Annotated in this window: 20 protein-coding genes; 10 read left to right on the top strand and 10 right to left on the bottom strand. The window is 62.7% G+C overall.

Going from position 1 to position 12,394, the window contains the following annotated elements:
• Window positions 1–149 precede the first annotated feature (149 nt).
• On the bottom strand, window positions 150–911 hold the full coding sequence (locus ACVIIW_RS26835; protein ID WP_456703495.1) for a Sir2 family NAD-dependent protein deacetylase: 762 nt from the start codon (window positions 909–911) through the stop codon (window positions 150–152).
• Between the two features lie 268 nt (window positions 912–1,179).
• On the opposite strand from ACVIIW_RS26835, the gene ACVIIW_RS26830 reads away from it, so the two are divergent.
• Window positions 1,180–1,344: a hypothetical protein gene (locus tag ACVIIW_RS26830; protein WP_456703494.1), complete on the top strand. Its 165-nt coding sequence runs from the start codon at window positions 1,180–1,182 to the stop codon at window positions 1,342–1,344.
• 73 nt (window positions 1,345–1,417) lie between these two features.
• On the opposite strand, the gene ACVIIW_RS26825 is transcribed toward ACVIIW_RS26830, so the two are convergent.
• Window positions 1,418–1,705 (bottom strand): hypothetical protein, encoded by a 288-nt coding sequence (locus ACVIIW_RS26825; protein ID WP_456703493.1) that lies wholly within the window; start codon window positions 1,703–1,705, stop codon window positions 1,418–1,420.
• Between the two features lie 281 nt (window positions 1,706–1,986).
• Between ACVIIW_RS26825 and ACVIIW_RS26820 the strand changes: the two genes are divergently transcribed.
• Together ACVIIW_RS26820 and ACVIIW_RS26815 are read left to right on the top strand one after the other, a co-directional pair.
• Complete coding sequence (locus ACVIIW_RS26820; RefSeq protein WP_456703492.1) at window positions 1,987–2,217, top strand: hypothetical protein; 231 nt, start codon at window positions 1,987–1,989, stop codon at window positions 2,215–2,217.
• 76 nt (window positions 2,218–2,293) lie between these two features.
• Complete coding sequence (locus tag ACVIIW_RS26815; protein WP_456703491.1) at window positions 2,294–2,419, top strand: hypothetical protein; 126 nt, start codon at window positions 2,294–2,296, stop codon at window positions 2,417–2,419.
• 153 nt (window positions 2,420–2,572) lie between these two features.
• Here the strand turns inward: ACVIIW_RS26815 and ACVIIW_RS26810 are convergent, their stop codons facing one another.
• From ACVIIW_RS26810 to ACVIIW_RS26800, 3 genes are all read right to left on the bottom strand, one after another.
• A complete protein-coding gene (locus tag ACVIIW_RS26810; protein ID WP_456703490.1) occupies window positions 2,573–2,710 on the bottom strand; it encodes a hypothetical protein in 138 nt (45 codons plus the stop codon).
• 482 nt (window positions 2,711–3,192) lie between these two features.
• Complete coding sequence (locus tag ACVIIW_RS26805) at window positions 3,193–3,489, bottom strand: HU family DNA-binding protein (RefSeq protein WP_027542683.1); 297 nt, start codon at window positions 3,487–3,489, stop codon at window positions 3,193–3,195.
• A 282-nt stretch (window positions 3,490–3,771) separates the two neighbouring features.
• On the bottom strand, window positions 3,772–4,590 hold the full coding sequence (locus ACVIIW_RS26800; protein ID WP_456703489.1) for an AraC family transcriptional regulator: 819 nt from the start codon (window positions 4,588–4,590) through the stop codon (window positions 3,772–3,774).
• A 107-nt stretch (window positions 4,591–4,697) separates the two neighbouring features.
• Between ACVIIW_RS26800 and ACVIIW_RS26795 the strand changes: the two genes are divergently transcribed.
• From ACVIIW_RS26795 to ACVIIW_RS26780, 4 genes are all read left to right on the top strand, one after another.
• Window positions 4,698–6,230 (top strand): carboxylesterase/lipase family protein, encoded by a 1,533-nt coding sequence (locus ACVIIW_RS26795; RefSeq protein ID WP_456703488.1) that lies wholly within the window; start codon window positions 4,698–4,700, stop codon window positions 6,228–6,230.
• A gap of 154 nt (window positions 6,231–6,384) precedes the next feature.
• Window positions 6,385–6,687 (top strand): hypothetical protein, encoded by a 303-nt coding sequence (locus tag ACVIIW_RS26790; RefSeq protein WP_456703487.1) that lies wholly within the window; start codon window positions 6,385–6,387, stop codon window positions 6,685–6,687.
• A gap of 317 nt (window positions 6,688–7,004) precedes the next feature.
• The gene (locus ACVIIW_RS26785) at window positions 7,005–7,181 is read left to right on the top strand and encodes a hypothetical protein (protein ID WP_456703486.1); all 177 of its coding nucleotides are present in this window, start codon (window positions 7,005–7,007) and stop codon (window positions 7,179–7,181) included.
• 131 nt (window positions 7,182–7,312) lie between these two features.
• On the top strand, window positions 7,313–7,489 hold the full coding sequence (locus tag ACVIIW_RS26780; protein WP_456703485.1) for a hypothetical protein: 177 nt from the start codon (window positions 7,313–7,315) through the stop codon (window positions 7,487–7,489).
• A 161-nt stretch (window positions 7,490–7,650) separates the two neighbouring features.
• Here ACVIIW_RS26780 and ACVIIW_RS26775 read toward each other — a convergent pair whose 3' ends face one another.
• From ACVIIW_RS26775 to ACVIIW_RS26755, 5 genes are all read right to left on the bottom strand, one after another.
• Window positions 7,651–7,848: a hypothetical protein gene (locus ACVIIW_RS26775; protein ID WP_456703484.1), complete on the bottom strand. Its 198-nt coding sequence runs from the start codon at window positions 7,846–7,848 to the stop codon at window positions 7,651–7,653.
• Between the two features lie 98 nt (window positions 7,849–7,946).
• Window positions 7,947–8,234, bottom strand: coding sequence for a hypothetical protein (locus ACVIIW_RS26770; RefSeq protein WP_456703483.1), 288 nt, complete (start codon window positions 8,232–8,234; stop codon window positions 7,947–7,949).
• Between the two features lie 89 nt (window positions 8,235–8,323).
• Entirely contained in the window at window positions 8,324–8,980 is a 657-nt protein-coding gene (locus ACVIIW_RS26765; protein ID WP_456703482.1) for a glutathione S-transferase family protein, read from the bottom strand.
• 49 nt (window positions 8,981–9,029) lie between these two features.
• Window positions 9,030–9,230, bottom strand: coding sequence for a hypothetical protein (locus tag ACVIIW_RS26760; RefSeq protein WP_456703481.1), 201 nt, complete (start codon window positions 9,228–9,230; stop codon window positions 9,030–9,032).
• Window positions 9,231–9,371: 141 nt separating this feature from the next.
• Window positions 9,372–9,587, bottom strand: coding sequence for a hypothetical protein (locus ACVIIW_RS26755; RefSeq protein ID WP_456703480.1), 216 nt, complete (start codon window positions 9,585–9,587; stop codon window positions 9,372–9,374).
• 391 nt (window positions 9,588–9,978) lie between these two features.
• Between ACVIIW_RS26755 and ACVIIW_RS26750 the strand changes: the two genes are divergently transcribed.
• The 3 genes from ACVIIW_RS26750 (at window position 9,979) to ACVIIW_RS26740 (ending at window position 12,319) form a co-directional block, all read left to right on the top strand.
• Window positions 9,979–10,206, top strand: coding sequence for a hypothetical protein (locus ACVIIW_RS26750; protein ID WP_456703479.1), 228 nt, complete (start codon window positions 9,979–9,981; stop codon window positions 10,204–10,206).
• A gap of 485 nt (window positions 10,207–10,691) precedes the next feature.
• The gene (locus ACVIIW_RS26745; protein WP_456703478.1) at window positions 10,692–11,816 is read left to right on the top strand and encodes a tannase/feruloyl esterase family alpha/beta hydrolase; all 1,125 of its coding nucleotides are present in this window, start codon (window positions 10,692–10,694) and stop codon (window positions 11,814–11,816) included.
• Window positions 11,780–12,319, top strand: coding sequence for a tannase/feruloyl esterase family alpha/beta hydrolase (locus ACVIIW_RS26740; RefSeq protein WP_456703477.1), 540 nt, complete (start codon window positions 11,780–11,782; stop codon window positions 12,317–12,319). The genes ACVIIW_RS26745 and ACVIIW_RS26740 overlap by 37 nt, the downstream gene beginning before the upstream one ends.
• Window positions 12,320–12,394 lie beyond the last annotated feature (75 nt).

Raw genomic sequence — 12,394 nt, 5'->3', positions numbered from 1 at the left:
GAATCACGCGTCTTAAGAGAATGTTCTCACTTCGACGCGACGCGAATCTTTCGAATCGAAGATAACACTCCCGGTTGCGAGGCATAGACAAAAAAGAGATTCGCCGGCACCTATGAACAGCTTGCAGAGGCGCGAATCAAATTGATGCCTCAATTGTCGACAAAGGGCCCGAGCGTTTCGCCGATGTCGTGACGGATGACGAGGTCGGCGATGTCGTCCTGTTCGGTCGGCTCGCGATTGATGATCACCAAACGTGCACCCGCGTTCTTCGCCATCATTGGAAAGCCCGCAGCCGGCCACACCACCAGCGAGGAACCGATCGCGATGAAGAGGTCGCAGGCCTGCGAGAGCTCGGTCGCGCGCTGCATCTCGTCCTCGGGCATCGCCTGCCCGAACGAGATCGTCGCTGTCTTCACCGGCTCGTCGCACCCGGTGCAGCTGGGAGCGGCGCCATCCCGGTCGAATCGCTGCTTCACCCAATCGAGCTGATAGACCTGCCCACATCCGATGCAGCGCGCAAAAGTGGTATTGCCGTGAAGTTCAATCACGCAGTCAGGCGCGAAGCCTGAGGCCTGGTGCAGATTGTCGATGTTCTGGGTGATGACCGCGGGGATCTTGCCGGCGCGATGCAACGCAGCGAGTGCGCGATGTCCGCGACCGGGCTTCGCTGCGGCGAACACCTCCTCCATCGCAAAACGCCGCCGCCACGATTCATCGCGCGCTGACTGGCTCGCGACGAACTCGTCGAACTGGATCGGACGATTGCGAGTCCAAATTCCGCCCGGCGAGCGGAAGTCGGGGATGCCGCATTCGGTCGAAATGCCGGCACCGGTGAACGGCACGATGAACTTTGCATGCGCGATCATGTCGCCGAGCCGTTCGACGCCGCTCTGAAGGTCCTCTGCAATCACGCGTGGCCTCCGATTCAAATTTCGAGCTAGCTGTAAGTCGTGCAAGCGACAAGATTGTTGACGCTGTTATCCACCGCCACGCACGTCGCGAGCCGCATGGGCGGCAATTTTTTCCGACCTTTCCCTTATCACAATCCTGCAATGCCTGCTCCCCATTGACGCCCCAATCAGAAGCGCCAATGCATGTATTGACGCGACTCAACGTAATTGCGGCGGCAGTGCTTGAGTTCAGACGTGCACACATGCTCAAGTATGGTGGGGATTTGTCATGACGGAAGACGAACAACGCAAGATTCGCGAACGCGAAGAGATCGCAACACGTGTCGCCGCGTTCCGCGCCACGCAGGAGAAATTCAGGCGCGAGCGCGAGGAATATTTCGTCTCGACCCTCGAGAATGCGCGCAAGGTGGAACGGCCTTCGCTCTGGCCGTAACGACGTCGCGCGGGCCGAGTGCGCACGAAAAAAAGCCCGGAGCGTTGCTCCGGGCTTTTCGTTTCGTCAGCTGTTACCAGTGGCGATAGTAATGGCGGTGCCGATAATACGGCCCGCCATAATAGGCGTAGGGGCCGGGGCCGTAAGCGTAGACCGGGCCGTCATAATAGCCATAGCCCGGGCCGTAATAGCCGTAGCCGTAAGGATGGGATGCCGCAATGGCGCCCGCGGTAATCGCGCCGGCGGCGAGGCCGAACGCCACGCCCGGGCCGATGCCGCGCGCCTCCGCAGGTGCCGGCGCCGCCATTGCGGTCACGCCGACAGCCGCGACGGTGGCCAGAACTGCAAGTGTCTTCCTCATGATCTCCTCCTTAGCAAATCGTGGAGACAACGCCGATCATCGGTGATGGTTCGCATCCCATGGAACCCGGCGCCTCAGAAAAAATCCCGACGCGGGGGGAACAATCACCACATGCGCGGATTGGACTCCGGAAGTGCGGGAGCCTCCGCCATCCGGTCGAGGCGATAGCACGAAGCCCCGTCAGCATCTCCGCGGTGCTGGCGGGGTTTTCCGTTTCGAACGGCAAAGATGGCACCCCACGTCAAGGGCTGCCAAACGGGGCGGAGGCCGAGGAGGAGAGATTGCCGATATCCGCTTTGCTGAACCGCATCCGCAGGCTCGTTCCAAAAACCAAGACGCAGCATTACGAGGAGATCGTCCGCAATTTCGGTGTCGGTGCGCTGCGTGCGCCGCCGACACCGATGAGCGACGGCGAGCTCGCGCGCGCCATCGCCGAGTTCCTCAAGGACTCGCCTTCCGCTGAATCGGTTGCGGCGCTGGGGCGACGCCTCGACCCCACCTCACCGCTCTGAGCGGCGACCTTTCGCAAGCCGGGAACGAAGTGCCATGGCACACGTTGAGGTAGTATTCCGCACGAGGAGGCCCGCCATGCCCGCCTGGCTCGAAGTTTTGCTCAATTTGTCCGGCTATGCCGGCTTCGTCGCACTCGCGACCAGCGGCGTCGGTTGCCCGCGCGGCACCGCCGATGATGGGGTCTGCGGCGGCAAGCGCTAGACGGCGTGGGGCGGTGGTCCGCGGTGCGCACCACACGATCGGCCTTGACCGCGTCGGCGTGTCCCCGCGCTGCGGCCGCAGCGACGCGGCGCAATCCCCAACGCTTCGCTCGCCTGCAAACGAATGATAAACGCCCGGTCGCTTCGAGACTGCTCAAGCCGCGCGCCTGGCGTTGCCCTTCTCCGAGAAGCATTCCAGGATCTGGATGCGGAGTTCTTCTGCTGCCGGGCCCTCGACCTTCCTGAGCTGGTTCCAGAGCCGGATCACTTCGCGCTGTTTCTCGACAGTCATGAATCACCTCAAAATCGGATGATCCACTAGAACAAAATGAGAACCGAAAGTCCAGCCCCTGCCCGTCATTTCGTGTGCACGTTGGATTGAACCTTTCCGCTGCGCCGTGGACTCATTGAAGCTGGGGATTTCAGCGCCCAGTCAATATGACAGCGCCGCGATGGACGAACATATTCCGTCACCGCGGCGTTGTTGCTTTTTGTATTTTCAATCCTAAGTGAGGGGCGCTGCTGGCGGCCACGCGCTGAAATCCCAACGCCGTCGGCAAGAGAGCCCCGTGCGCAAGCGCGGGGTTTTTCTTTGATGGGAGCGACCGTTTGCCGCGCACGATCTCTTCGTCGCGCGATGAACTTCCTCAGCGCTGGCGCGTCTCATCGACGAAGCTTCCCCCAAGGCTTCGCCCCATCAGAAAACCCCGCTTCCCCCAGGCGGGGTTTTCCCCTTTTGAAGACATCGCCGCATTGCCGTCTGCGGAGGCTGAATCAGACGGCGTCCTTGGCCACCTTCAGCGGCGAAGCCTTGACCGACTTGCTCGCCGGCTTTGCCGCAAACTGCATCGGCTCCTTGGTGAAGGGATTGACGCCCATGCGGGCCTCCGTCGCCGGCTTGTTGACCACCGACATCTTCACGAAACCGGGAATCACGAACTCACCGGACTCGTTGAGCTCCTTGTAACCGACGGTTGCCATGTACTCGATGACCGACTTCACATCGTTCTTCGCAAGCTGTGTGCCCTCGGCGATCGCATCGATCAACTGGGTCTTGGTCATCTTCGCCATGTCTGGATTTCCTCTGAATGGGGTGCGCGCGAGCTGCGACGTAGCCTTGTCCCGGAAGCGGTAAAACCACGCGCGCCGCGTCTGTTCGTGCCTGTCGGCCACGAAGCAGCCGGGCTTAGAACCCATTGAGGGCGAAAACGCAAGCAGCAGTTCGGGGTAAGTTCCGTCATCTTTTGTCTGACGATTGCGGCTGCCGCACCGTTGGGCTGCAACGACAAATCGAATTCAACAGCATCCCGAGAGAGTTCTGCCGGAGTGCGACTTGCCTGCGCGCGAACGCGACTAGGTCTCCTGGGCAACGCTGCCGATATATTTGGCCGGCGATTTGCCGAGCGCCTTCCTGAACATCGTGATGAAAGCCGTGACCGATTCATAGCCGAGATCGGCGGAGACGCGCTGCACGCTCGCGCCCGCAGCAAGCTCGCGGATCGCGACGATCAGATACAGCTGCTGACGCCAGCGTCCGAATGTCAGCCCCGTTTCTTTCACGACGAGGCGCGCAAGGCTGCTTTCGCTGAGCGCGACGTGATCGGCCCACTCTGCCAGCGTGCGACGGTCGGCCGGGTTGTCTGCCAGCACGGCGGCAATGCGCTTCAACCGCGGCTCGCGCGAAAGCGGCAGATGTAAATGCTGCACACGCATGAGCGGCAGCTCGCCGAGCAGCACGGCGATCAGGCGCTCCCGCCGTGCCTCGTCATGCTGCGTGCCGTCCGCGAGCTCGACGATCACTTCGCGCAGCAAGGGCGAGATCGACATGGTGCAGCAGCGATCCGGCAGATCGACCAGCTCCGCCTCGATGTAGACGAAGAACAGCCGCGCATTGGCGGTGGCACGATTGCTGTGCGGCATGTCAGACGGAATCCAGACCGCGCAATGCGGCGGCACCATCCACAGGCCGCTTCGAACGCGGCAGGTGACGCCGCCGCCGAGCGACATCACGAGCTGCCCTTTGCGATGCCTGTGCTCCGGCACCTCGCCTTTGGTTCCGTCGGCATCGACGCGTACGGCGATGACGGGTGCCGACCGGTCGTCCACGTCCAGGTCGACCCAGGGATAACGAAGGGGATAACGAAGGGGATAACGGAGCTTCTGCCGGGGCATTGACGGTTTTTAGCGATCAATTGCATCTATGCATAAATTCATCGAGCCACAAAGTCGATAAATCTCGCGGCGCCCTCGCCCAAGGAGACGCGCCCGTGATTGGCCCGATGACTTCCGGAACCGCCCGACTGTGCCGACAGGTTCGCACGCAAGCCGGCCTGGTGCGCGGCGAGCCACGCGACGAAGGCGGCGTGATCGCATTCAAGGGTATCCCCTATGCAGCACCTCCAGTCGGCCCGCTGCGCTGGCGTGCACCGCAGCCGCCAACGCCGTGGCATGGGGTGCGCGATGCCATGGCCTTTGGCGCGGCGTCTCTCTCCTCGCTTGAAAATGATCCGAGGCCGGAGCCGCGCAGCGAGGACTGCCTCACGCTCAACGTCTGGACCGCCGCGAGAGCGTCCGACGAGAAGCGGCCCGTGATGGTGTGGATTCACGGCGGCGGCTTCCAGTTCGGCTCCTCGGCCAATCCCGCCACCGACGGCCGCCTGCTGGCGGCGAAAGGAGTCGTCGTCGTCAGCTTCAACTATCGCCTCGGCGTCCTCGGCTTTCTCGCCCATCCCGAGCTCGATACGATATCGCCGTCCGGCAATTACGGCCTGCAGGATCAGCTCGCGGCACTGCGCTGGGTGAAGGCCAATATCGCGGCGTTCGGCGGAGACCCTGATAACGTCACCCTGTTCGGCGAATCCGCCGGCGCGATGGCCGTCGGCATTCTGATGGCTTCGCCGCTTGCACGCAGGCTGTTTCACAAGGCGATCGGCCAGAGCGGCGCCTTCTGGGATGGCCGGCATGGCCCGCTGCAAAGTTTCGAGGAAGCTCGCGCCCGCGGCGTGGCCTTCGCGCGCCGGCAAGGCAACGGCTCGATCGCAGCCCTGCTCGCGATGCCGGCCGAGCAGTTGAACGCAGCTGCGCCGTGGCGCTTCCAGGACGACCATGTCGCGCAGGCGTTCTCGCCGAGCATCGACCGTTACGTGGTGCCTGACGTTCCGGCGCGCCGGTTCCTGCGTGGCGAACAGATGCAGATCCCCCTGCTTTCGGGGTGGAACGGCGCGGAGGAATTCCCCTTCATGGCGCGCTCCCTGCCTGCTCATTCGGCGCAAGCTTTTCGCACGGCGGCGGAAGAGACGTTCGGCCAGAACCGCCTGACGGATTTCCTCGAGCTCTATCCCGCCGACACCGACGCGCAGGCCAGGGCGTCTGCCGCCGCGCTCACGGGCGACATGGTCATTGGCGAGCAGTGCTGGCAGTGGCTGCGGCTGCATCGGGCGAGCACGCGCGCGCCCGTCTACGGCTATCACTTCGTCTACACCTCGCCTTACACGCCGATCGCCTCGCACGTCACCGAGATTCCCTTCGTGTTCGGCACCCTGACGCCGCAGCGGGTGATCGGCTGCACCACACCGGCTGCGGACGCCGATCGGGCGATGGCGGACACGATGATGAGTTATTGGGTGAACTTTGCGACGACTGGGAACCCCAATGCGTCAGGCCTGCCGCCCTGGCCCGTTTACGACGAGCGCGATGTCGTGCAGATCCTCGGCGTCTCGATCGCAGCCCGCGTCAATCCGCACGCTGATCGCTTCGGCTTCCTCGGCAGCTTTAGAAAGGATGGCGTGCTTCCGATGCGCTGGCGCGCGTGAGGTCGTGTGAGCCTGCGCTGCTTGCTGCCGCGGAGTTTTCCACATGACCTGTCACCTCATCATGAAACTTTCGATACGATCGATGTTGTTCAGACTCTGGTAACCCAACCCCGCCACTCTCCCCAGCAGTCTCGTTGCGTTGGAGTAACCCACAGTGCTGAATTTTGACGAGCTGCGTGAACTCGCAGCCGATGTCCGTGTGTTTGTCGATGTCGCCGAAGACAAGGCCGAAGCGCTCAGAACCGTGATCGGCGCCTATGACGTGGTGCTTGCGATCTTCCCGTCCGGAGACGGAATGGGCCTCCACGTCATCAAGGGCAAAGAGATCCTCGACAAGATCGCAAAATCGCGCTCGCACGCGATTTACAGCCACACTGCGATCGCGGTTCCCGACCTCGAGCATGCCGAAGTGCTGAAATATTTGACGGCGCCCGCCGAGCGGCGCATCGCAGCATAAGCCGAGCCTCGATCGGTGCCGCGCAGGCGGAACCGCGCTCAGCACATTTTGATGCTGAGCCTGAGTTGAACCGGCTGGGCAGAGGCGCGTTATCGAGCGCACTGCCGGGTGGCAACCGGACACAATGGGGATGTCGGACGCGGAGCATTTTTCCGGTTTCTGCCCGCGACATCAACGCATCGGTACGCGCTGACGACTAACCTGTTCCCGGCAGATGCACCTCTTTCCGGTATGGCCTTGTTTCCGGTATGGCCTTGGCCGCGCAGGAACGCCCCATCCTCACGCACGTTGCCTCATCTCCAAACGAGGAGATTGCGATGAGCGTTCAAGGCAAGGCGAAAGAAGCTGCTGGGTACGTCAAGGAAGAGATGAACGAGCACGGCAAGTCAGCCGAGAGCCAGAGGAAGGCCCAGGAAGGTCGCGACCTCAGGAACGAAGGCCGCCTCGAAGACGACAAGCCGCCGAAGACGACGAAGCCCGGCACCGGTCACTGAGCCCTCGCTGCAGCTGATCTCGAGAACCGCTCCTGGCCTGCCGGGGGCGGTTTTTCATGCCTCGTCAATGCCCCTCTGTCGATGAGGAAGGCGAGCCTGGAACGCTCGTGGCATCGCAGAGTTGGCGCTGCATGAGCAGAGACTCCCTCGCGCAGCAGGCAGACCGGGCCGAAGCCCTCGCGGCACAAACCGCAGACGAGGAGGTCAGGCACAACCTTCTCGAAGCAGCGCGGGATTATCGGCGCCGGCTCAAGTCGGAGCCGTTCGAGCCCAAGCCCGAATGGGACTTGCCGAAAGAGATTTCCTGATCCGCGCGCCTTTGGCGTTGCGGGGCTATTGCCAGGGAGCGAACATGAGAGATGACCGCACCGGAAATGAGCCGGCACCGCTGCTGCTGTTCGGCCTCGCCGTCATCCCGGTCTTTGCGGTGCTGGCGTGGTTCGCGTTGGCCTGATGATCGGCGTGCCGCCTATCGCCACATCGTGGGAGCGCTCTTCAGCGCATCCCTGCCCGCTGCCTTGATGTTTTCAGGCGTGGCCTCACGACCGGCAGCAGCAAGGATCTCTGCGGCGACGTGAGCCCGCGTGGCGGTCTGAGACGGGTCGATCTGCCCGCAGACCTCGTCCAAAATCGTGCGCAGCAAGGCTCTGGTGTCGGCATCAAACATGGGAACGCCCCCTCGACCTAAAGGCGCATCATCCTGGCTGCCCGGGGTTCCGTCATTCACATTCGTTAACGGTGGCGAGGAAATCGATGCTGCAGGCGCTAAGGTTCGCCGATCCTGCCTGGCCAAGATCCATCTTCGACGTCCTTGCTGGCGAAATGGCACCCAGCCGCAACCAGGACCAGCGCAAAGTTCAGCCCGAATAGAATTTGCAGGACCAGGCTCATGTCCGCGCCGACGTACCTGACGTCGTGCCGGTGGACGTAGCGCACCGGATGTGCGGCATCGGGCTCCTGAGGCGGGATTGTCGTCAGCGCAAGCCAGGCGACCGTCCCGCAAAGCCCTGCAGCCCATGCCATCCTTCCAAGCTTTCGCAGCCAGCGCTTCATGCCGATCTCGTCATGCCATGCAACTTGGTCGCGCCGCCTTTGCCGAGGGTTCAGGCGGCTGATCGCTGGGCCGCCCAATCGAGCCAGCCCTATAATCCCGGTGATCGCGCCGCCCAAGCCTTGGTGGCCCGGCAGTTGTCCATCGCCCGGGCGTAAGCAGGGCGCGCCGTCGTACGGGCGAGATAGGCGCGCTCGGTCGGACCGGGAACGTAGTTGCCGGTGCGTAGCCCAAGCAGGAGCGCGTAGCTCACCGAGATATCGGCGGCGGTGAACCGGTCGCCGGCCAGATAAGGATACTCGGCAAGGCGGCGGGTCACGAGCCCGAGCCGGCTCTCGAAGGTCTCGAGCGCCCAACGGGTGACACGGGCCTCTCGCTCGGCTTCGGGCGCCAGTTCGCGACCGACAAAGACAGCGTTCATCGGCCCGGCAAGCCCGGCCTCACCCAGGTGGAGAAATTGCAGATAGGACGCGAAGGCTTGATCATCAGGAGCCACGGCAAGTGAAGCTGCGCCATGCGAAGCTGAGCCATGGCGGGCGAGCAGGTACTCGAGGATCGCGATCGATTCGACCATGACCGTCTCGCCGTCCTGCAATGCGGGAATGAAGCCGGCCGGATTGATCGCGAGGAAATCGCGATCGTTCTCGACGGCGAGCAGATCGACCTGGCGTAGCCGATAAGCCAATCCCAACTCCTCGAGCAGCCAAACAACACGGAAACCACGGCCTTCGCCATAGACGGTGAGCATAGTGATGCGTTCCTGGATTTGGCTGGATGGACTTGCCCGCAGGAGAGATTCATCCGCCGGGTGATGACGGTGGGACGATTGGCACCCTTGCCTCGACATCGCCCGTTGCGAAACTGGCGATCATGCCGACCAATCCTACAAACAAGACGAACAAGACAAACAAGACAAGCAAGATCACATACCGGTATTCGTACGCGTAGTGGACGGCGAGAAGCGCTCCCGCAGCCGCGACTTGCGCCAGGTGGTCCATCCGTGTCTCCGTGTCGGCGGTAATCAGGGTGATCCTGCGCTCAACTCTCGGGTGCTGTCGCCGAAGCTGAGTGCAATCTTGTCCGGTGGCCACGCTGAGCGGCCCTGCAACGTCCTCGGGGTAGGATCATCGCCGCCCATTTCACGGCTGGAGCAGCGAAAGGAGCCGCTGCCGGTCTTGATCGCGCTGGCGCTGGATTTCGCGCAACGTTTCCAGCTCCAGTTCGGCATTTGTCGTATCTTGACCTTCTCGTTTCAAGTCGACAACGAGGCGCTCCTGTTCTGCCAGCCGGCGCTCGCCTGCGACCACATCGCGCTCGACCCGAGCCAACTCGTCATAGATTGAAGTTCGGTCCATTGGAGCGCTCCAGCGCGATGCCATTTGTGAGACCTCGGCATCCACGAGCACGCCTGCCGAGGCATCCGTTTACTTTGCCGACCGCGTTTCGGCTTGCCTCTCGCTGGGCTCCCCGGGAGCCGGGAGGATGACGCGCACGGGCCGCGCTTCGCTGGAGCTTTGAACCACGGGCTGAGCCCGGTCCTTTGTCGGTTCGGCGAATGCAACCGACATCAAAGCAATCGACATCGCGATGAGAGTTGCCGCCAGCCGTACGTCGAGCATCGAATCCTCCTGTTGTACGACGCGACAACGCAGCGCCGGCGGGATGGTTCGAGGCACCCGGGAACAAGTGGTAATTTTCGGAGTTTTGAAAACGGGCCCGCTGGCCGGGCTGATCGAGGAGCACAAAATGAAATTCAAAACGATGATCGCCGTCGCCATGTTGACTTCAGTGGCGGCTCCCGCGTTTGCGCAGTCATTCTACGTCGTGCAAGACGTGAAGACCAAGAAGTGCACGATCACGGAATCGAAGCCGACGACGTCGGAGACGACGGTGGTCAGCGGCGACACGGTCTACAAGACCCGCGCCGAAGCCGAAACCGGCATGAAGACCGTCAAGGTCTGTACGTCCAACTGAGAACGTTTCTGCCTGTACTTTTGCGTTTAGGCTTTTCCAGCGCTGTCGTTCTGTGCGGCAGCGTTTAGATGATCGGCCACATGGAATAGCCTTATGGACTGGCCTTATGGATTGGTCTTATGGATTGGTCTTGGCGCTGTGCGAGACGTCAGCCTCATGTTGGCGCTCTCACGGCGCCGGCCATCTCGCCGGCCCCCGATTTTTGATCCCCGGACGCGCGCTGCTGCTAATGCGGTTCAATGCGCCGCCAACGAATGCGGTGAAATCGCGCTCGGCCCGCTTTGCGGCGCCCGCGGTGGCGATCTCCGTCAATTCCCGTCGACACGTCCGACCTCGAATTAAGGTGGTAGTGCTGGACTGCAATGTGCGCGGCTGGACTGCACCTTCCGAATAAGACAAGATAGATTCAATGTCAGCGCATCGTCGCGGCGGCCAGCGTGAGTTACGTGCACCGTAATAAAATCAAGAAACGGCAGGGAAGAACGATGCAGCGAAAAAGCAATGTGACGCTTGATGGTGCGATGGCTTGCCTGTCTCTGGCAGCGGCCTTCATGGTCATTGCGATCTCGCCGGCAAGCGCGGCCGATTCAACCAACATACCACCTGCACTCAAATGCGCTGACTTGACCGGCTGGAAGATGCCGGGATCGACGGCACTGGTCACAAAGGCCGAGATGGTGCCGGAGGCGCCGCCGGGGACCGTGCAGCCGTCGCCGCCGGCGCCGGCCACCGTATCGGTGGCGATGCCGTCGAACTGCCGCGCCGATGGCGTGATCGATCAGCGCCTGGGCGTCGAGGGCAAGTCCTACGCGATCGGCTTTGCCATCGCCCTGCCCGATCGCTGGAACGGCCGGTTCTTGTTTCAGGGCGGCGGCGGTTTGAACGGCACGATCCGGCCGCCTCTGGGTTACCAGGCGGCCGGCGAGGTGCCGGCGCTGGCGCGCGGCTTTGCCGTTGTTACGACCGATAGCGGTCATCAGGGCGAGGTGTTCGATGCCTCCTTCCTGAAGGACCAGGAAGCCGCGCTCAACTTCGCCACTGCATCCGTCGGCAAGGTGACGATATCAGCCAAGGCGATCGTCGCGCATTACTATGGCCAGCCCGCAAAACGCTCCTATTTCACGGGGTGCTCGACCGGGGGCCGCGAAGCCATGCTGGCGTCGGCGCGCTATCCCGAGCAATTCGACGGCATCGTCGCCGGCGCGCCTGCGATGCGCACCGGCAACTCCAATATCGGTCTCGCCTGGGCCAACGCCGCGTTCAGCCAGATCGCGCCGAAAGATGCGTCCGGCAAGCCGGAGCCCGCCAGGACTTTTTCCGCGGGCGAGCGCAAGCTGATCACGAACGCGATCCTCGAGGCCTGCGACGCCAAGGACGGCGTCAAGGATGGCCTGATCTTCGACGTCAAGGCCTGTCAATTCGATCCCGCGGTCCTCACCTGCAAGGGCGACGAGACGGATGACAAGACGGATTCCTGCCTGGCGCCGCCGCAGGTCGATGCCCTCAAGCTTTTGCCGGACCGAAGAACTCACGTGGCACGCAGGTCTACCCGCCGTTCCCGTGGGACAGCGGCGTGGCAGCCGAAGGCGTTGCCATTCCGGGCATCCTGACGACCGGCGCGCGCAGTCCGGTCGGACCGCCCGTTTGGGACAACATCGACGTCGATCAACTCGAAGACCGGGTCAACACCAGCGGGTTGGATCGCCTCGCCAACACCGCCTACTGGACCAACCTGTCGAGCTACTTCGGCCATGGCGGCAAGCTGCTGTTCTACCACGGTGTGAGCGATCCCTGGTTCTCGGCTGAAGACACCGTGAATTACTACGAGCGCATGGCGGCGGATTCCGGCGGCATGGAGATGGTGCGGGAGACATCGAGCCGGGCCTTCCTGGTGCCCGGCATGGGTCACTGCTCGAGCGGCGCAACGCTCGATCATTTCGATCTCCTCAGCGCGGTCGTGAACTGGGTGGAAGACGGCAAGGCGCCCGATGCGGTGCTCGCGACAGGACCAGCCTTTCCCGGCCGCAGCCGGCCGCTCTGCGCCTATCCGCAACATGCGCAGTACAAGGGGCAAGGCGATCCGGAAAGCGCGGCGAGTTTTGAGTGCAAGTAGGCAGTTAAGGTGGCGGCGCACTAAATCTATTCGCGGCCGCCACCTGGGCTCTGCGGCCTCGGCGCAGCCTCGTCC

Source organism: Bradyrhizobium sp. USDA 4449, assembly GCF_054056275.1.
This window is presented reverse-complemented; position numbering and strand designations above follow the sequence as displayed.